Source organism: Kitasatospora sp. NPDC002040 (assembly GCF_040296785.1).
In the GTDB taxonomy this organism is placed as follows: domain Bacteria; phylum Actinomycetota; class Actinomycetes; order Streptomycetales; family Streptomycetaceae; genus Kitasatospora.
Genome location: NZ_JBEOXV010000005.1, coordinates 299,322 through 318,423, shown reverse-complemented (window position 1 = coordinate 318,423; position 19,102 = coordinate 299,322). Strand labels below are relative to the sequence as shown.

Here is a 19,102-nt window from a genome sequence, read left to right as displayed (position 1 = left end):
TCGGGTGACGCCCGGAAGGCACGTGCACAGGGGTGTCGGTCGGTGCTACAGACCGATGTCGCGGCGAGTCATGTCGTCCAGCGACTCGCGTCGGACCAGCACGCGGGTACTGCCGTCGGCCACCGCCACCACGGGTGGGCGGCCGACCAGGTTGTAGCCGGAGGCCATCGACAGGTGGTAGGCACCCGCCGCCGGCACCGCCAGCAGGTCGCCCGGGTGGACGTCCCCGGGCAGTGGCACGTCGGCAGCCAGCACGTCGCCGGCCTCGCAGTGCCGCCCCACCACCGTGACCTGGCGGGACTCGGCCGTCGAGTGACGGCCGATCAGGCGCGGGGCGTACCGCACCCCGTAGAGGGCGGGCCTGGGGTTGTCGCTCATGCCGCCGTCGATGGCGACGAAGGTGTGCTTCCCGGTGCGCTTGACCGACAGGACCCGGTAGACCACCACGCCGGCGGGCCCGATCACCGCCCGGCCCGGCTCCAGGGTGAGCCGGGGTACGGACAGCCCCGCCCGGGCGCAGCCGTCCGCGAGTTCGGCCCGGATCCGGTGGGCCAGCGTGAGCAGGTCGAGGGCGTGCTCACCGGGCCGGTAGGCGATGGCGTGGCCGCCGCCGAGGTCCAGCTGCGGCAGTTCGATGCCGTACTGGTCCCTGATCCGGGCCATCAGGCCGACCATCCGGCGCAGCGCCGCCTGGTACGGCTTCACCGTGTCGATCTGGGAGCCGATGTGGCAGTGCAGGCCCACGAGTTCGAGGCGGGGCTGGCCGAGGACGCGGGCAACGGCGTGCTGCGCCGACCCGTCGGTGACCGACAGGCCGAACTTCTGGTCGTCGGTGCCGGTGCGGACTGCCGCGTGCCCGCCTGCGGCGACACCCGGGACCACCCGCACCAGGACCTGCTGCCTGGCGCCCGCCGGCACCAACGCGGCCAGCCGGGCGATCTCCGAGCTGCTGTCGATGACGATCCGCCCCACGCCGAGCTCCATCGCGGCCCGAAGATCCTCGGGGCTCTTGGCGTTGCCGTGCAGCACGATCCGCTCCGACGGGAAGCCGGCGGCCGCGGCCAGGCTCAACTCCCCTGCGGAGCAGACGTCCAGGCCCAGGCCCTCGTCCCGGATCCACTGGGCGACCGCCCGGCACAGGAACGCCTTGGCGGCGTAGACCACGTCTGCCTCGGGGAAGGCACGGCGGTAGGTCCGGCAGCGCTCCCGGACCTCGCCCTCGTCCAGGACGTACACCGGTGTGCCGAAGCGCTCGGCCACCGCGGCCAGCGGTACCCCGCCGACGACGATGTCCCCGCCGGGGGCGGTCCGCGCGGACGCGGGCCAGACGGACAGGTCGGCCCCCGGCGGAACGGCGCGGGCGGCAGGGGCGACATGCGCGATGGACATGACGGCCCCTCAGCCGATCAGGAGGTTCAGGCGCGGAGCGACCGCCGCGGCTCCTGCGACCCGCAGGGCACCGATGTGCCGCGGGCCCCGGCCACGCCAGGAGTTCTCCCGCTCGGGGCCCGGCAGGACAGCGGGGGCGGAGAGCTGGGGATCGACGGTGAGGGCGGTGACACCCGTCGGAACGGCGAGAGCGCGAAGGGCGGGCTCTGCGAGCCTGATCCAGGGTTGCTGCGGGCCGAGCGCGGCCACGAGCAGCTGTTCGGTGCTGAACCCGACGGCCGTACGGCTGCCGAGGGGAGTGCGGAAGAACCGGGCGGTACAGCCCATCGGTCCCGGCCGGACAGGCACGAAGAGCGGTCCGGCCGGAAGGCGTTCGGAAGGCTCGGGGTCCTCGGTGTACTCGCACTGCAGCATGGCTCTGCTCCTCGTGGAAGGACGAGCGCCGCCGACCACGACGGTCCGGGCGCTGCCCTGACGCTATGCCTGTGGGACGGGGAGGCGGCCACCTCCCTGATGCGCGCTTGACGCGGACGAGCACGCTCATGACGCGACGTTGACGGGCCGGCCCCTACCGGGTCGGCGGTACTCGGCAGCCTGGCGATCTCGGTGACAGCCATCGCTGTCATGTGTCGACGACCGATAACAGTCGCATGTCGACCCCTTCCGTACGCCCCGGTCAGCGACTACCGTCCCCGACTAACAAAGTTAGTTTTATGACGGCAAGGTGGATCGCAGATGACCGAGTACCCGCCAGGAGCCCAGATCGACGACGCCGACCGGCTGGCCGCCCTCGGCTACCGCCAGGAGCTGCGCCGCAGCCTCGGCGTGCTCGGCAACATCTCGATGGGCTTCGCGGTGGTGTCCCCCGTGGTCGGCCTGTACGCGGTGGCCCAGGTCGGCATGAGCATCCAGGGCGGTGCCTGGATCTGGGCGCTGCCGATCTGCCTGCTCGGCCAGCTGCTGGTGGTCGCCGTCTACTCCGAGCTCGCCTCGCAGTGGCCGCTGGCCGGTGGCGCCTACCAGTGGGCCCGGCGCCTGGTCGGCCCCGGCTTCGCCTGGATGAGCGGCTGGCTCTGGCAGTTCGCCGTGATGTTCGCCAACACCACCGTCGCCTACCTGGCCGCGCCCTGGTTCTTCGCCCTGTTCGGGGTCACCCCCGCACCGGTCCAACTGGTCCTGGTGGCGTTCGGGTTCATGCTGTTCTGCGCCCTGGTGAACGCGTACGGGATCAACCTGCTGCGCTGGTTCGTCTCGGCCGGGATCGTCGCCGAGACGATCGCCTCGGTGCTGGTCGGCCTGGCGCTGCTGCTGTTCTTCCGTCAGCACGGCTTCGCGCTGCTCACCGACAGCCTGGACGCCTCCGCCGTCACCGGCACCGGCGGGCTCGGCTCGCTGCTGGCCGTGGTCGCGGTCGGCGGCTGGGCCTTCATCGGCTTCGACGCCTGCGTCTCCACCGCCGAGGAGACCAAGGACGCCGCCCGGCAGGTGCCGCGCGCGATGCGCTGGGCGCTGCTGAGCGTGGGCGTGGTGGTGATCCTGAACGCCGTCTCGGTGGTCCTCGCGCACCCCGACCCGGCCACCGTGATCAGCGGCGAGGACCTCGACCCGGTCACCACCGCCGTGGTGGCGGGCTTCGGCGACTGGTCGGCCAAGCCCTTCGTACTGGTGGTCCTGGTCAGCTTCACCGCCTGTCTGATGGCCTCCCAGGGCGGCGCCGCGCGCGGGCTCTACTCGCTCGCCCGCGACGGCGTCTTCCCGTTCTCCCGCCAGGTCCGCAAGGTCAACCGGCACCAGGCCCCGATCGGCGGGCTGGTCGCGGCCACCCTGGTCAGCGCACTGGCGCTGCCGCTCGGCCTGGAGAGCACCGCGATCGGCAGCCTGATCACCTTCGGCAGCGCCGCCACCTTCCTGCCGTTCTTCCTGCTCAGCGTCGCCGCCCTGACCGCCAGGCTGCGCGGCAGCTGGCGGCCCGCCGGGGCGGTCTCGCTCGGCCGCTGGGGCACCCCGGTCAACCTGCTCGCGGTGCTCTGGACCGGCTTCGAGGTGGTCAACATCTGCTGGCCGCGCGCCATCCTGGTGCCGCCCGGCGCCCCTTGGTACCAGGTCTGGGCCGCCCTGCTCGGTGTCGGCCTGGTCACCCTGGCCGGCCTCGGCTACCTGCTGGTCCGCCGCCCGCAGCGGCTGATGGTCAGCCAGGACCGGGCCGCCGCGGAGGCGGAGCCGGTCACCGTCTGACCCCGGTCACCGTCTGGGTCACTGCTGCCAGGAGCGCCACAGCGCCGCGTACGGACCGTCGTTGGCCACCAGCTCGTCGTGGCTGCCCACCTCGGTCAGCCGCCCGTCCTCCATCACGGCGACCCGGTCGGCGTCGTGGGCGGTGTGCAGGCGGTGGGCCACCGCGATCACCGTCCGGCCTGCCAGTACGGCGGCCAGCGCCCGCTCGGTGGCCCGGGCGGCGGTCGGGTCGAGCAGGGCGGTGGCCTCGTCCAGGATCAGCGTGTGCGGGTCGGCCAGCACCACCCGGGCCAGCGCGAGCTGCTGCGCCTGGGCCCCGCCGAGGCGGTGGCCGGCCGGGCCGAGTTCGGTGTCCAGGCCGTCCGGCAGCCGGTGCGACCAGCCGACGGCGTCCAGCGCGGCCTGCAGTTCGCCGTCCCCGGCCCCGGGGGCGGCGATCCGCAGGTTGTCGCGCAGGGTGCCGAGGAACACGTGGTGCTCCTGGGTGACCAGCACCACCTGGCGGCGCAGCTGCTCCGGGTCCAGCCCGGCCACCGGCACCCCGCCGACGGTCACCGTCCCGGTGTGCGGGCGGTCCATGCCGGCCAGCAGGCGGCTGAGGGTGGTCTTGCCCGAACCGGACGGGCCCACCACCGCGAGCCGCTCGCCCGGACGGACCGTCAGGTCCACGCCGTGCAGCACGTCCCCGCCGCCCTCGTAGGCGTACCGGACGCCGGTCAGCTCGATCAGGTCGCCGGCCGGCCGGACCGACCCCGTCGCCGGGGCCGCCGGGGCGGCGGCGATCCCCTCCACCCGGGCGAACGAGGCGCCGCTGCTCTGCAACTGCTCGATCTGCATCATCACCACGTCCAGCGGGTCGACCAGCCGGCGCAGGTACATCACGGTGGCGACCACCGCGCCCAGGCCGACCGCGCCGTGGGCGTTCAGCGGTGCGGCGACCAGCAGCACCACGACCATCGGGATGATGTAGGAGGAGTCCACCACCGGGAAGAACACGCTGCGCAGGAACAGCGTCCGCATCCGGGCCCGGCGGGAGACCTCGATCGCGGCGTCGGCGACCTCCCGGCGGCGGTCCTGCAGCCCGAGCGCCTCGACCGTCCGGGCGCCCGCCGCCGTGGCGGCCAGCACCTCGGCCACGGTGGAGTTGGCCTCCCCCTCGACCAGGTAGGCGGCGCGGGCCCGGCGCAGGTACCAGCGGGTGCCGAACCAGAGTCCGGACAGCCCGAGCACGGAGACGGCGCCGAGCAGCGGGTTGATCACGAAGATCGCGCCGAGGATGAAGACGATCTGCAGGCCGGCGGTGAAGATCTGCGGCGCGGAGTCCCGCAGCATGGTGCCGACCGCCGCGACGTCGGTGGTGCCACGGGCCGTCAGATCGCCCGCCCCGGCCCGCTCGACCACGGTCGTCGGCAGGTCCAGCGCCCGGTCGACGAACCGCTCCCGGACCCGGGCGGAGGTCCGCTCGCCGATCCGGTGGCCCAGGTAGCGGGCCTGCCGGGTGAGCAGCAGCTGGAGCACCGCGCAGACCGCCACCACCAGGGCCAGCCGGTCCACCGCGGCCACGCCCCCGCCCGCGACCACCTCGTCGACGATCCGGCCGAGCAGCCAGGGGCCGACCAGTCCGGCGGCCGCCGCCAGCACGTTCAGCCCGAGCACCAGCACCAGGCCACGGACGTCCTGGCGGATCAGGCCGCGCGCGGCCTTCCGCACCTCGCCCGGGCCGGCCACCGGGAGCTGCCGACTGCTTGCGGTGGTCATCGGACGGACTCCTCGGTCGGGCGCTGGGCGGGCAGCGTGGCGGGCGGCCGGGTGACAGACGGTTGGACGGCCTCGGCTTCGGCCTCGGCTTGGGCTTCGTCGCGGCTGACCATCGCCCGGTAGGCGGGGTGGTCCCGGAGCAGCTCGCGGTGCGGTCCGGCGGCGACCACCCGGCCGTCCTCCAGGTGCAGCACGGTGTCGGCCCGGGCCAGCAGCAGCGGGGAGGTGCTGGCCACCAGGGTGGTGCGGCCCGCGCGGAACGCCTTCAGCCCGGCGGCCATCACCGCCTCGGTGTGCGAGTCGACGGCCGAGGTCGGCTCGACCGCGAGCAGGATCTCCGGGTCGGCCACCAGAGCGCGGGCCAGCCGCAGCCGCTGCCGCTGGCCGCCGGAGAGGTTGCGCCCCTCGGCCTCCACCGGCGACTCGAGACCGGCCGGCAGACCGCGCAGCACGTCCAGTGCGGCGGCGGCGTCGAGCGCCTCCAGCAGCAGCTTCTCGTCCCGCTCCCGGCGGCCCGCAAGCAGCTCGCGGAGCGGCCCGGCGAACAGTGCGGCCTCGTTGTCCGCGATCAGCACCCGTTCGCGCAGCACCGGCAGCTCGACCTGGTCCAGCCGGACGGCGCCCCAGGTCGGCGCCGTCCCGGCCCCGCCATCGGGGGCCTCGCCGCCCGGGTCGGCGAAGTGGGCCAGCCGGTCGACCACGGCGGCGGCCGCCTCGGGTCGCGCGCAGGCCAGGACGGTGAGGCGCCCCGGCTCCAGCTCGACCCCGGAGACCGGGTCGCGCAGTGCGGCGGGCCCGGCCGGGGCAAGCGCCCCGGTGCCGTCCGGCCGGGGCTCCAGGGCAAGGAACGCCACCGTGCGGCGGGCCGCCACCAGCCCCCGGCTGATGTCCTGGCCGCCCTCGATCAGGAAGTAGACCGGGGCGCTGAGCGCCGCCGTGTACCCGTACACCGCGATCAGCTCGCCCACGGTGATGGTGCCCTGAGCGGCCATCCGGGCGGCGGCCCAGGTGACGGCGGCCAGGAAGAGCACCAGCGACCCGGCGCCGATCGCCTGGATCCAGCTGGCGACCGCGCCGACCCGGTAACCGTCCGTCAGCAGCTGCTGCGAGTCGTGCCGGTAGCGCGCCGCGTAGACGTCCTTGCCGCCCAGGCCGTTCAGCACCCGCAGTCCGCCGACCATGTCCTCGAACCGTCCCGCCAGCTTCCCCTGCCGCGTCCGGTAGTGGGCCTCGGTCTGCTGGAGCCGTCCGAGCAGCGGGCCGACCAGCAGGGCGAGCAGCGGTACGCCGAGCAGCACCAGCGCGGCCAGCCACGGCGAGATCCGCAGCAGCAGCACCGCCACCACCACGTACGCGACGATCGCGCCGACCCCCGGTCCGGTGAAGGTCAGGGTCTGGCTCATCCGGGTCACGTCGGTGACCCCGATGGTCACCACCTCGCCGGTGGCGGCCTGCCGGTTCAGCGTCGAGCCGAGCCGGACCGACTGCCGGACCACCACCCGGATCGAGCGGAAGGTGGCGTCCATCCGGATCTTCGTCATGGTGCGGTGCCGGGCCGCGCCGATCACCGCGTTCAGCAGGCCCGCCGCGAGCATCGCCAGCGACCAGCCCGCCACGGCGCCCTGGTGCCCGCCCTTCAGGTCGTCGATCGCCCGGGAGAGCAGGTACGGCGGCACGGTGTGCCCTACCATCCAGACCGTGCCCAGCCCCGCGCCGGCCACCACCCGTCTGCGCTGACGGACCACCAGCCACCAGAGGTAGCGGGCAGCGCTGCGGAGGTCCGGTTCGCCCGGACTCGAAATCGGCTCGGTCACGGCCGCACCCTATCCAGCCGCCTCCGCCGTCTGCCTCCGGATTTCCCCTGGTCGGACCGTCGGCCCGCCGGCAGGCCGGTACCGCGGCCACCGGCGGCACCATCGAGGTGACGACCATGATCGGGGTGACCAGGTGCACCGGCCCGGCGAAACCGGCCGCCGGCGGCGCGCCTTGGCGGGCAGGTGCGGATCGGTCCGGCTTGGAGGACCGTGCGGGCACCGTCGAGGTCGGCGACACGCCGGGGAGGCACTGGCGGGCCGCACGGCCGCAGCGCAGGATGGGCCGGGTAGCGGCCGGTCGAGCGAGAGCGGGAACGATGAGCCCCAAGCCCGAGCAGTACGACGTGGTGGTCCTCGGCGGCGGACCGACCGGCGAGAACCTCGCCGACCGCGCCAAGGCCGCCGGGCTGAGCACCGTCCTGGTGGAGAGTCAGCTGATCGGCGGCGAGTGCTCGTACTGGGCCTGCATGCCGAGCAAGGCGCTGCTGCGGCCCGCCCATGCGCTGGCCCACGCCCGGGCGCTGCCCGGGGCCAAGCAGGCCGTCACCGGGCAGCTCGACGCGGCGGCGGTGCTGGCCCGCCGGGACGAGTTCACCTGGCACTGGCACGACGACAGCCAGGTGGAGTGGCTCCGCTCGACCGGCATCGACCTGGTCCGCGGGCACGGGCGGCTGGCGGGCGAGAAGGCCGTGCTGGTGGACGGCGAGCGGCTGCTGACCGCCCGTCACGCGGTCGCCGTCTGCACCGGCACCCGGGCCGCCCTGCCGCAGGTGCCCGGCCTGGCCGAGGCCCGGCCGTGGACCAGCCGGGACGCCACCAGTGCCGCGAAGGTGCCCGGCCGGCTCGCGGTGATCGGCGGCGGCGTGGTCGCGGTCGAGATGGCCACCGCCTGGCAGGCGCTCGGCTCGCAGGTCACCCTGCTGGTCCGGGGCTCCGGGGTGCTGGACCGGATGGAGCCGTTCGCCGGCGAGCTGGTCGCGGCGGGCCTGCGCGCGGCCGGGGTCGACGTCCGGTTCGGCACCGACGTCACCCGGCTCGGCCGCAGCGGCGGCGGCACCGGGGAGGTGACGCTCACCCTGGGCGACGGCTCGACCGTGACCGCCGACGAGGTGCTGTACGCCACCGGGCGGGTGCCGCGCACCGACGACCTCGGTCTGGAGACGGTCGGGCTGGAGCCCGGGTCCTGGATCGAGGTGGACGACTCCTGCCTGGTGCGCGGCGTGGCGGGCGACTGGCTGTACGCCGCCGGGGACGTCAACCACCGCGCCCTGATGACCCATCAGGGCAAGTACCAGGCCCGGATCGCGGGCGCCGCGATCGGCGCCCGGGCCGCCGGCACCCCGCTGGACACCGCCCGCTGGGGCGTCCACTCCGCCTCCGCCGACACGGCCGGGCCGCCGCAAGTGGTCTTCACCGAGCCCGAGGCCGCCGCCGTCGGGCTGAGCCTCGCCGACGCCGAACGGGCCGGTCTGCGGGTGCGCACCGTCGACCAGGACCTCGGCCAGGTGGCCGGCGCCTCCCTCTACGTCGACGACTACCGCGGCCGCGCCCGCCTGGTCGTCGACCTCGACCGGGACATCGTGGTCGGCGCCACCTTCGTCGGCCCCGGCGTCGCCGAACTGCTGCACTCCGCCACCGTCGCCGTGGTCGGCGAGGTCCCGATCCCCCGGCTCTGGCACGCCGTCCCGGCCTACCCGACCGTCAGCGAGGTCTGGCTCCGCCTGCTGGAACAGCTCCGCGGCTGACGGCTGACCAGGCACAGCCCGCGGGGCACCGCACCGTCCATGGTCCTTCGGCTGAGTGATCACGGCGGCCGTTGGCGGCCCTCGCGTTCCTGCTGCTGGGCTGGATCGGCAGCAGGAACACCGGGGCTCCGGTCAGCCGAGGTTGACGGCCGCGTTCATCTCCCAGAGCAGGACCTCCGCGCCCAGCGGGCCCGCCGTGATCCGCTGGCCCTCCGCCGCGCCGATCCGGGCGGCGTCGCCCTCGTGCAGCAGACCCGCGCCCTCCAGGGCGAGTTCGCCGCGGGCGACGTAGAGGTGGGCGAACGGGGCGGTGACGGTGTCGAGCGTCTCGGACGGGCGCAGCCGGGCCACGTGCAGGGCGGCGTGCTGCTGGCGGATGCCGATCGCGCGCTGGTCGGCGTGCTTGCGCATACCCGACGCCAGGGCGGTCCAACCACCGCGGTCCAGTTGGTCGTTGATGTCGAGCTGCTCGTAGCCGGGGGCGATGCCGGCCGCGTCCGGGACCACCCACATCTGGATCAGCCGGACCGGGTCGCGGTGCTCGGGCCCGCCGGTGAGGGTCCAGGAGTCGTTCTTCTCGCTGTGCAGGATGCCCGCGCCGGCGCTCATCCGCTGGGCCAGGCCGGGGTAGATGACGCCGTTGTTGCCCTCGGAGTCCTGGTGCACCAGGCCGCCGTCGAGCACCCAGGTGATGATCTCCATGTCCCGGTGCGGGTGGGTGTCGAAGCCGGTGCCGGGGGCGATCACGTCGTCGTTGGAGACCAGCAGCAGGCCGAAGTGGGTGTTGTCCGGGTCCCAGTGCCGGGAGAAGGAGAAGGAGTGCTGCGACTCCAGCCACCCCGCCCTGGTGTGGAACCGGTCGCCCGCGCGGCGGATGTCGATCGTGGAGGCCATCGTTCGAGCCCTTCTCTCTCGGTCTTCCCGCTCTTGTTGAACCATCAACTACATCGGTCCCGACCTCATTCCCGGCGTGCTGCCGTGCGTGCCCCCAGCCGCCGGAGCAGACTGGCCCGCGGGGGCCGTCCGCCACCTACAGGGGTACGCCATGACCGAGACACTGCTGGCCGTCGGGACGCAGAAGGGCCTGTTCCTGGGCCGCAGCACCGACCGGGCCGACTGGGAGTTCACCGGACCGCACTTCGCGATGAACGCGATCTACTCGGTCGCCGTCGACCGCCGGGGCGGGCGCTCCCGGATCCTGGTCGGCGCGGACAGCAGCCACTGGGGCCCGTCCGTCTGGTGGTCCGACGACCTCGGCGCCTCCTGGCAGGAGCCGGCCCGCCCGGCCGTCCGCTTCCCCGAGCACACCGGCACCTCGCTGGAGCGGGTCTGGCAACTGCATCCGGCGGGCGAGGAGGCCCCCGGCGTGGTGTACGCGGGCACCCAGCCCGCCGCGCTGTTCCGCTCCACCGACGGCGGCGAGAGCTTCGCCCTGGACGAGTCGCTCTGGTCCCACCCCCAACGGGCCGACTGGGCCGAGGGGTTCGGCGGCCAGGGCCTGCACACCATCCTGACCGACCCCCGGGACCCGGCGGCCGTCACCGTCGCGGTCTCCACCGGCGGGGTCTACCGGACCAAGGACGGCGGGCAGCAGTGGCACCCCGCCAACACCGGCATCCGGGCCACCTTCCTGCCGGACGAGTACCCGGAGTTCGGCCAGTGCGTGCACAAGATCGCCGCCGACCCGGCCGACCCCGACCGGCTCTACCTGCAGAACCACGGCGGGGTCTACCGCAGCGACGACGGCGGCGGGCACTGGACCGACATCGGCGCCGACCTCCCGGCCACCTTCGGCTTCGGCCTGGCCACCCACCCCCGGGAGTCCGGCACCGCGTACCTGTTCCCGCTCGACGCCGACTACGCCCGGCTCCCGGTCGACCGCCGCTGCCGGATCTTCCGCACCACCGACGCGGGCGGGAGCTGGCAGCCGCTGAGCGCGGGCCTGCCCGAGACGGACCACTACGGCGTGGTGCTGCGCGACGCGCTCTGCACCGACGACGGCACCCCGGCCGGCGTCTACTTCGGCAACCGCAACGGCGAGGTCTACGGCTCCGCCGACGGCGGGGACAGCTGGCGGCTGCTCACCTCGCACCTGCCGGACGTGCTGTGCATCCGGGCCGGCATCCTGCCCGCCGTCCGGGCGGCCGTCACCCACTGACCGTCACCCGCCGACCGCCACCTCACCGGCCGCCGCTCCGCCGACCGGGCAGGTCACCGCCCCGAGCCAGACCGCGGTGATCCCGCTGATGTACCGCGCGCCGCAGGCGTCGGCGGGCACCACCAGCTGCGGCCCAGGCCCGTCCAGCGGCGTCCCGTCGATGCTGGTGGCGAGCAGGATGGACTGGCCGCCGAAGTCCGGGTCGATCTCGGCCCAGGAGACCACCGCGAGGTGGCCGTCCGCGCCGGTGACCGTGAGCAGGTGGCGCAGCCGCTGCTTTCGGCCGGTCAGGTCCACCTGCGGCCCGGTCGAGCGGAGCACGTCCCAGAGCCGGGGGCCCTCGAAGGAGTGCTCCTGCCGTCCGCTGCCAAGGCAGTCGAAGCCGACCCGGACGGAGTGCGAGGGGAGTTCACGGAGCTGGGCCACCGTCAGTTCGACCGGCGCCTCCAGCTCTCCGTGGAACAGTACGGCGGCGGAGCGTCTCATCGGCGACCTCGTCCCGGGCCGCACCCTGCGACCCGGGAAGGTGGTACCCCGAAGGTTCGCAGATATCACCTCGACTGCCGATATTCACCTGCATCTGCTATGGATTGATGCCTTCACTGGCCGCAGATGCAATGCCCTTCGGCGGGCGATCGCGACCGACCGCCCGGACCGGATCGGGCGGGAGCCGCGGCGGGACGCGCGCTCAGCAGTACGTCTCGATGAAGAGGAGCACGCGGCCGTCGTCCGCAGTGAACTCGTACGCTTCGTGGACCGGCAGTTCGGCGGCGCCGAACCGGGCCCGGGCCTCCAGCCAGGCGGCCGGACGCTCGGCCTCCGGCAGGAAGCGCGGCAGCCACCACTCGGCTTCGTCGTCGTAGTAGCGGCCCATTGACATCACGTCGGCACCGACCGCGAGCCGCTTGGCCCGACGAGGATCCAGCGGCCCGCGGGCGAGTCGCCAGTGGCAGCCGTCGGCGTCGGTGAAGCCGCGGGCCGCCACGGGCGGGGCGGCGTACGGGCCGCCCCGCTCCTCCACTTCCGGCGACGGCAGCGCCGCCACCACTTCGGCGAGGGTCGCGGCGCGCTTCTGCTTCTTCGACACCCGGCACAGGATGCCAGAACCCGCGCCGTCGGCCGTCGACCACTGCGCAACTGGTCGGACCACCCGTGTTCACCACCGCAGCGGGGGCCCCGTCCTGGGTGATCCGACAAGACCGCTCGGACCATTCCGCTCTTGCATTTACGATGCCTCTGCGCACCTTGCCCTCGCTTTCGCCAGGAGCAGGACCGGCGCGGAGCACAAGGAGCGAGACATGATCGTCGGGGATCTGCTGACGCTGGAGGACCTGCACATCGAGCTGGCCTGGGGCACGGCCGAGCTGCTGGACCGTCAGGTCACCGGGGTCACCTCCACCGACCTGCGCGACCCGGCCCGCTATCTGCAGGCCGGTGAGCTGGTGCTCAGCGGACTGGTCTGGTGGCGGCCGGACGACGCCTCGGCGGCGCTGCGGTTCGCCACCGCCCTGCGCAGTGCCGGGGTGGCGGCCCTGCTCGCGGGCGAGGGGACGCACGGCGCGGTGCCCGAGAGCCTGGTGGCCGCCTGCCGCCTGCACGGCATCCCGCTGCTCTCGGTCCCCGCCGCCACCAGCTTCCGCGCCGTCACCGACCGGGTCTACCTGCGGCTGTGGGGCGACCTCCAGGCCGGCAGGCCCGGCGTTGCGGCCATCCCGGAGACCGTCCGGCGCGAACTGCTCGCGCTGCTCGCACCGCTGCCCGCCGGGGCCCCGCTGGACGAGGTGCTGGCGCACGCGGTGACCCGGCTCGGCCTGCCCGACTGCTCGATCCGCACCACCGGCGGCCGGCCGCTGGCCTGCTCCACCGACGCGCCGGGGGCCCCGGTCGGCAGCCCGGTGCCGATCGGCGGCCCGGGTGACTGCCCGTTCGACGGCTGGCTGCTCCAGCCGCACGCCGCCGGGGCCTCGCCCGCCCTGCTGCACGGCCTGGCCGATCTGCTGGCACCGCTCGCGGTGGCGGCGCGGGTGGCGGCGGAGGACCGGCAGTACCGGGCCGCGGAGCTGCTGGCCCGGCTCGGACAGGACGGCGCCGACCTGTCCGACTCCCTCGCCGCCGCGGGTCTGCCGGTCGGGACGCAGCTGGTCCCGGTCCGCGCCTGCTGCGGCGACGGTCCGGCCGTCGGGGCGCTGGCCGATGCGCTGGAGGGCGTCCCGTTCGCGGTGGCCGCCGACGGGGCGGGCGGCGCGGTGGCCCTGGTGGCGGCGGAGCCCGCCGCCGTCGCCGCCCGGCTGCGCGCGGCCGCGCCCCGCCTGCGCGAGGTGCTGACGGACCGTCGGCCGCTGCGGTTCGGGGTCGGCCCGGCCGCCGCCGCGCTGCCGGAGCGGCTGCGCGGCGCACTGGTGCAGGCGGCGTTCGCGCTGGAGGCGGGCGGCGAGGCCGGCGTCGGCAGCAGTGCCGAACTCGGCTCGCTGGCCGCGCTGCTCCGGGGCGTCCCGGCCGAGGTCACCTCGGCCTTCCAGGACCGGCTGCTCGCGCCGCTGGCCGACCACGACCGGGAGCACAGCGTCTCGCTGCTCGACACCCTGCGCTGCTTCCTCGACCACGACGCGTCCTGGTCGCGCACCGCCGAGGCGCTGCACGTCCATGTGAACACGGTCCACTACCGGATCCGCCGGATCGAGGACCTCACCGGCCGCAGCCTCTCCCGGCTGGAGGACCGCCTCGACCTCAGGGCGGCGCTGCTCTGCGGGCCGCTGGCGGCGTGATCAGCGGGCCGCCGCCGGTGTGATTCAGCGGTCGGCGGCGCGCAGCCGGTCGCTGACGGTGCCCAGGCTCTCGGCCAGGACGGCGAGCTGCTCGGGGGTGAGGACGTCGATCAGGACCTCGCGGACGGTGGCGACGTGGCCGGGGGCGGCCTCGCGCAGGACCCGCCAGCCGAGGTCGGTGAGTTCGGCGAAGACGCCGCGGATGTCGCTCGGACAGGAGCGTCTGCCGACCAGCCCGGCCTTCTCCAGCTGGGTGACCTGGTAGGTGAGGCCGCTCTTGGAGGTGACCAGCCGGTCGGCCAGGTCGGTCATCCGGAGCGATCCGTCCGGTGCGGCGGAGAGCTGCACCAGGATCTCGTACTGGGTGTGGGAGAGCCCGGCGCTCTCCTTGAGCTGCTGTTCCAGGCGGCGGGCGATCAGATTGCTGGCGGCCACGAAGCCCCGCCATGCCGCCATCTCGTGCTCGTCCAACCACCTGGGCTCGTCCATGGCACCCATGGTACCCAGTTGTTCAAATTCGAACCAAGGCGTACCATGGCAGACACAGTTCAAATTTGAACCAAGGCACCACAGACGAGGAAGCGCCATGCCCGTTCGCCGTCTCAACCACGCCGTTCTCTACGTCCGCGACGTGGCCAGGTCCGTCGCCTTCTACACCGACACCTTCGGTTTCAAGGTCGACGTGGAGATCCCCGGCCGCGCCGCCTTCCTCAGCGCCCAGGAGACCCTGAACGACCACGACCTCGGCCTGTTCTCGGTCGGCGCCGACGCGCCCGCCCCGCCGCGCGGCAGCGTCGGCCTCTACCACCTGGCCTGGGAGGTGGGCACGCTCGGCGAGCTGGCCGAGATCGGCCGCAAGCTCACGGCCGACAACGCCCTGGTCGGTGCCACCAACCACGGGGTGTCGAAGTCGCTCTACGCCAAGGACCCGGACGGGATCGAGTTCGAGGTGATGTGGCGCGTGCCGCGCGAGCAGTGGCCGACCGGCGAGGAGAAGGCGCAGCTCCGCTCGCTCGACCTGCAGGCCGAGCTGGACCGCTGGGGTGCCGACCTGAAGACCGGCGCCGCCGCCGGGTCGGCCACCTGAGCCACCGTCCGACAGCCCTGACCCACCGCACGACAGCAGGGCCGACCGCACGCTGCGGTCGGCCCTGCTGACGGTGGATCAGTAGCCGATCGCGTCGCCGCCGACCGCGAAGGCGTCGTCACAGAGCGACTCGGCGTCGCCGCCCACCGCCGCCGCCGGGCCGGTCGCCTTGGCGTCCCCGCCGACCGCGCCCGCGTAGTCGCCGCCCCACGCGTCGCCGCCGACGGCACCGGCCGCACCGCCGGCCGCCGCGTCGCCGCCGACCGCCAGGGCGTCGCCCGCCGCGTCCACGTCGCCGCCGACCGCGAACCCGTCGCCGTCCCCGTGCGTCACGGTGTTGCCGCCGATCGACGCCGAGCCGTGCTTGTGGTGGCAGGAGTGCGCCGAGGCGGTACCGGCACCGATCAGGAGCACACAGCCGGAGATGGCGACGGCAGCGGTGATCTTGCCAAGGGTCGTACGCATGAATCCTCCAAGTTGGTACGAGACTTCTGAAGGATCGGCAGCACACGACGGACCCATGAGGCGGGTGGCGGCCCGTCACCCGTCCGGGAGCAGTTCTTCCCCCGGGCGGGCTAGGAGGCGCCCGGTTCAGGCGTCCAGGACCAGGTCGGTGACGGGGACGGACTGGCAGGTCAGAGCGTCCGTGGGGGCCAGGTCGGCCGAGGGCGTGACCAGGTGGGCGACCTCGCCCGACAGGACCGTGCAGACGCAGCTCTCGCACTGGCCGAGCCGGCAGCCGCTGGCCATCCGGACCCCGGCGGCGGTGCCGAGGTCGAGCAGGGAGCCGTCGGTGCCGCGCCAGGTCAGCTCCCGGCCGGTGCGGGCGAAGCGGACGGTGAACTCGGCGTCCGCCGGGATCGCCACCTCGCGCCGGGCGGCCCGGAACTGCTCGCCGAAGATCTCGAACCGGGGTACGCCGAGCGCGAGCAGCCCCTCGGTGAGCGCGTTCAGCATCGGCTCGGGGCCGCAGAGGTAGAACCGGGCCCGCTGGTCGAGGAGTTCGGGGTCGAGGTCGCCGGCGGTGATCCTGCCCCGGCGCACTCCGGCACCGCCGGGCTCGCCCGGGGCCTCCGGCGCCGTGTAGTGGTCGACCACGGTCAGCACCGGGATCCGCGCCGCCAACTCGGCGATCCGGGCCCGGAAGGGGTGGTCCGCGGCGTTGCGGTTGCCGTAGTGCAGCACCACCCGCGGCACCGTCCCGCCGGTGGCGGCCAGGGTCTCCAGATAGCCGAGGAACGGGGTGATCCCGATCCCGCCGGCCAGCAGGACCACCGGCCGGTCGGTGTCGGTGGGGATGGCGAACACGCCGCCGGGCGCCGTCAGTTGGAGCCGGTCCCCGATCCGCAGCCGCTGGTGCACGTAGCTGGAGAACACGCCGGTCGGCACCTGGCGGACCGCCAGCCGGTAGGCCCGGCGGCCGGCCTCGACCGCAGGGCCGGTGAGCGAGTAGCTGCGGCCGGCGCCCGAGGGCGTGCCGTCCGCGTCCTCGCGGTGCACGGTCAGGTGCTGGCCGGGCCGGAAGTCCGGCAGCGGGCCGCCGTCGACCGGCTCCAGGGTCAGGGCGCGGACGCCGGTGCCGCAGTCCTCGGTGCTGCTCCCGGTGACGGTGAAGGCGCGCAGCCCGCTCCATCCGGCGGCGTCGGCGGCGGGCCGGACCTCGCAGACCGAGGAGCGCAGCGGGACGGAGCCGCTGAGCGGGTCGTGGACGCTGCTGTCGACCAGCAGGTTCACGTTGGAGCCGCTGCCGTCCAGCGGGTCGGCGCCGGGCAGGGCCAGGTCCGGGGCCTCCTGCCACCAGCCGTACTCGGCGACCACCACCCCGGGGTGCAGCGAGGTGTCCAGCCGGGCCCGCAGCCGGACGCTGCCCCGGCGGGTGGCGAGCTCGGCCCACTGCCCCTCGGCGATGCCCCGGGCGGCTGCCGTCTGCGGGTGCAGGTCGAGCACGGAGTCGGGCGAGCGGCGGCGGAGCGAGCTGACGGCGCGGTGCTGGCTGTGGACGAAGTGGCCGTGCTTGGCGCCGGTCAGCACCAGCGGGAACTCCGCGTCGGTGGGGGCCGGGTCGCGGTGTTCGGGCACGGGCGGGTAGCCGTGCCCGGCCAGCCGCTCCGAGTAGAACTCGACCCGGCGGGTGGGGGTCCGGAAGCCCGCGACGGTGCCGTCCCCGGCCCGGTCGGCGTACTTGCGGTGGCGCTGCTCGCTCGGGATCCGCACTCCGCCCGGGCACTCCCGGAGTCGGGCCGCCGTCAGTCCGAGCGGCTCCAGCTGCCAGTTCCAGGCCGCCTCGATGTCGCCGTCGAAGAACAGCCCGCCCAGTCCGAGCCGCACGGCGAGGTCGAAGACGATCTCGGTGTCGGAGCGCGACCCGGCCTGCGGCTCGACCACGCGCGGCCTCAACTGGACCTGCTGCTGGGCCCGGTGGTCGGCCTCGAAGCCGAACCGCAGCGCCTCGCGCTCCCAGGGGCTGTTCACCGGCAGCACGATGTCGGCGCTGGCGCTGGTCGGGTTGTGGAACAGGTCCAGGTGGACCTGGAACTCCAGGCCGCGCAGCGCCCGGGCCATCCGGTCCGAACCGGGTTGCGCCACCACGGCGTTGGCGCCGAACCCGATCAGGGCCCGGACCGGGTACGGCTCGTGCTCCTCGATCGCGCGGCACAGGTCGCCCGCGTTCACGTACCCGCTCGCCTGCGGGCCGAGCGGATGCCGGTCGCGGCCCAGCGCCTTGGCCAGCTGCCCGGGCGGGAACTGGTCGGGACCGTTCGCCGCGCGGTAGGGCGGCGGCGGCACCACGACGTTGCCGCCCGGGGCGTCGTAGCAGCCGGTCAGCGCCGACAGGGTGGCGAGCGCGCGCTCGGTCTGCGAGGCGTTCGCGTGCTGGCCCACGCCGGTCCAGCCGTAGTACGCCACCGGACCGGCCGAGGCGATCTCCTCGGCCAGGGCCCGGATCTCGCGCTCCGGGATCCAGGTGGTGGCCGCCACCCGGTCCACCGGCCACTGGGCACACGCCTCGGCGTACCGCTGGAAGGCCGGTACGCACGCGACCGTCCCCGCCCGGGTCGGCACCTGCCGCACCCCGGCCAGGGCGAAGCGCTCGGGCCGGGCAGCCGCGTACCGGGTGTCGTAGCCCTCGGGCCCGCCCGCCTCCTCGTCCCAGACCACGAACCCCTCGCCACCGGCGGGCAGTTCCGCCGCGCGCAGGAACCGCCCGTCGTCGCAGCGCACCAGCAGCGGGCCGTTGCTCCAGGACCGGACGAAGTCCTGGTCGTGGGCGCCGCGTTCGATCAGCAGGTGCGCCAGCCCCAGGGCGAGCGCAGCGTCGGTGCCGGGCCGGACCCGGAGCCAGTGGTCGGCGGACAGGGCACTGGTGGACCGCCGGGGGTCGACCACCGCCAGGCGCGTGCCCCCGGCCCGGGCGGCCGAGAGCGCGGCCGACTGGGCCAGCCAGGTCTTCGCCGGGTTGAAGCCCCAGAGCAGCACCAGGCCGGCGTTCGGGTAGTCGGGCGGCGGCAGCGGGCCGCCGAAGGTGAAGCCGTGGGCGACGTCCTTGTGCCAGTTGCAGATCTCCGCGCTGTAGAGCGTGTTCGGGCTGCCGAAGCTGCGGACGAACCGCTCGATCCACTCGGTGGCGTCCGAGACGGCGGTGCCGCTGGGCGTGGCGACCGCGAAGGCGACCGCCTCGGGGCCGCTCTCGGCCGCGATCCGGCGCAGCACGGCGGCGATCTCGTCCAGCGCCTCGTCCCAGCCGATCGGCTGCCAGCCCGGATCGGGGTCGGACTTGGGGTTGGTGCGCCGCAGCGGCGTGGTCAGGCGGCGGGTGCTGTGCGCGATCTCCGCCGCGGCCCGCCCCTTGGGGCACATCGCGGCCCCCGTGGGGTGGTCGCCGTCCGGCCGGACGGCGGTGATCCGCCCGCGCTCCACGGTGTAGACGGCGCCGCACCGGGACTTGCACAGGGTGCAGAACCCGCGCACCTCTTCCGCTTCCGCCATCACGACCGCCTTCCGGGCCCGAACCGGGCCGACACCCTCCATTGCAGCCCGGGTACCGGCCCCGGAACCATCGGCCCAGGTCCCCCGGTCGAGTGGCGCAGGTCCCGGCCCCGGGGGACCAAGGGCCCCCCGGCACGCCGATCCGTTGCCCACCCGTCCGGGTA

General features: G+C 74.5%; 15 protein-coding genes. 5 read left to right on the top strand and 10 right to left on the bottom strand.

Going from position 1 to position 19,102, the window contains the following annotated elements; genetic code table 11:
- Positions 1-45 precede the first annotated feature (45 nt).
- Positions 46-1,389: a diaminopimelate decarboxylase gene (gene lysA / locus ABT118_RS16650; protein ID WP_350669056.1), complete on the bottom strand. Its 1,344-nt coding sequence runs from the start codon at positions 1,387-1,389 to the stop codon at positions 46-48.
- Between the two features lie 9 nt (positions 1,390-1,398).
- On the bottom strand, positions 1,399-1,803 hold the full coding sequence (locus tag ABT118_RS16645; protein ID WP_350669055.1) for an SAV_915 family protein: 405 nt from the start codon (positions 1,801-1,803) through the stop codon (positions 1,399-1,401).
- Positions 1,804-2,124: 321 nt separating this feature from the next.
- Between ABT118_RS16645 and ABT118_RS16640 the strand changes: the two genes are divergently transcribed.
- The gene (locus tag ABT118_RS16640; protein WP_350669054.1) at positions 2,125-3,624 is read left to right on the top strand and encodes an APC family permease; all 1,500 of its coding nucleotides are present in this window, start codon (positions 2,125-2,127) and stop codon (positions 3,622-3,624) included.
- An 18-nt stretch (positions 3,625-3,642) separates the two neighbouring features.
- Here ABT118_RS16640 and ABT118_RS16635 read toward each other — a convergent pair whose 3' ends face one another.
- Together ABT118_RS16635 and ABT118_RS16630 are read right to left on the bottom strand one after the other, a co-directional pair.
- Entirely contained in the window at positions 3,643-5,382 is a 1,740-nt protein-coding gene (locus ABT118_RS16635; protein ID WP_350669052.1) for an ABC transporter ATP-binding protein, read from the bottom strand.
- Positions 5,379-7,196: an ABC transporter transmembrane domain-containing protein gene (locus ABT118_RS16630; protein WP_350669050.1), complete on the bottom strand. Its 1,818-nt coding sequence runs from the start codon at positions 7,194-7,196 to the stop codon at positions 5,379-5,381. Before ABT118_RS16630 ends, ABT118_RS16635 begins: the two co-directional genes overlap by 4 nt.
- Positions 7,197-7,513: 317 nt before the next feature.
- On the opposite strand from ABT118_RS16630, the gene ABT118_RS16625 reads away from it, so the two are divergent.
- Positions 7,514-8,941 (top strand): dihydrolipoyl dehydrogenase family protein, encoded by a 1,428-nt coding sequence (locus ABT118_RS16625; RefSeq protein WP_350669049.1) that lies wholly within the window; start codon positions 7,514-7,516, stop codon positions 8,939-8,941.
- Between the two features lie 132 nt (positions 8,942-9,073).
- Here ABT118_RS16625 and ABT118_RS16620 read toward each other — a convergent pair whose 3' ends face one another.
- A complete protein-coding gene (locus ABT118_RS16620) occupies positions 9,074-9,835 on the bottom strand; it encodes a pirin family protein (RefSeq protein WP_350669048.1) in 762 nt (253 codons plus the stop codon).
- A 151-nt stretch (positions 9,836-9,986) separates the two neighbouring features.
- Here ABT118_RS16620 and ABT118_RS16615 point away from each other — a divergent pair, with 151 nt between their 5' ends.
- Positions 9,987-11,099 (top strand): WD40/YVTN/BNR-like repeat-containing protein, encoded by a 1,113-nt coding sequence (locus tag ABT118_RS16615; RefSeq protein ID WP_350669047.1) that lies wholly within the window; start codon positions 9,987-9,989, stop codon positions 11,097-11,099.
- A gap of 3 nt (positions 11,100-11,102) precedes the next feature.
- Here ABT118_RS16615 and ABT118_RS16610 read toward each other — a convergent pair whose 3' ends face one another.
- Positions 11,103-11,585 (bottom strand): molybdopterin-dependent oxidoreductase, encoded by a 483-nt coding sequence (locus ABT118_RS16610; protein ID WP_350669046.1) that lies wholly within the window; start codon positions 11,583-11,585, stop codon positions 11,103-11,105.
- 202 nt (positions 11,586-11,787) lie between these two features.
- Positions 11,788-12,186 carry a hypothetical protein gene (locus ABT118_RS16605; protein WP_350669045.1) on the bottom strand — a complete coding sequence of 133 codons (399 nt, stop codon included), beginning with the start codon at positions 12,184-12,186 and terminating at the stop codon, positions 11,788-11,790.
- Positions 12,187-12,397: 211 nt separating this feature from the next.
- Here ABT118_RS16605 and ABT118_RS16600 point away from each other — a divergent pair, with 211 nt between their 5' ends.
- The gene (locus ABT118_RS16600) at positions 12,398-13,864 is read left to right on the top strand and encodes a PucR family transcriptional regulator (RefSeq protein WP_350669044.1); all 1,467 of its coding nucleotides are present in this window, start codon (positions 12,398-12,400) and stop codon (positions 13,862-13,864) included.
- A gap of 24 nt (positions 13,865-13,888) precedes the next feature.
- Here the strand turns inward: ABT118_RS16600 and ABT118_RS16595 are convergent, their stop codons facing one another.
- Positions 13,889-14,353 (bottom strand): MarR family winged helix-turn-helix transcriptional regulator, encoded by a 465-nt coding sequence (locus tag ABT118_RS16595; RefSeq protein WP_350669043.1) that lies wholly within the window; start codon positions 14,351-14,353, stop codon positions 13,889-13,891.
- A gap of 97 nt (positions 14,354-14,450) precedes the next feature.
- On the opposite strand from ABT118_RS16595, the gene ABT118_RS16590 reads away from it, so the two are divergent.
- A complete protein-coding gene (locus ABT118_RS16590) occupies positions 14,451-14,951 on the top strand; it encodes a VOC family protein (protein ID WP_350669041.1) in 501 nt (166 codons plus the stop codon).
- Between the two features lie 78 nt (positions 14,952-15,029).
- Here ABT118_RS16590 and ABT118_RS16585 read toward each other — a convergent pair whose 3' ends face one another.
- On the bottom strand, positions 15,030-15,416 hold the full coding sequence (locus ABT118_RS16585; protein ID WP_350669040.1) for a hypothetical protein: 387 nt from the start codon (positions 15,414-15,416) through the stop codon (positions 15,030-15,032).
- A gap of 126 nt (positions 15,417-15,542) precedes the next feature.
- Entirely contained in the window at positions 15,543-18,938 is a 3,396-nt protein-coding gene (locus ABT118_RS16580) for a molybdopterin-dependent oxidoreductase (RefSeq protein ID WP_350669039.1), read from the bottom strand.
- Between the last annotated feature and the right edge of the window lie 164 nt (positions 18,939-19,102).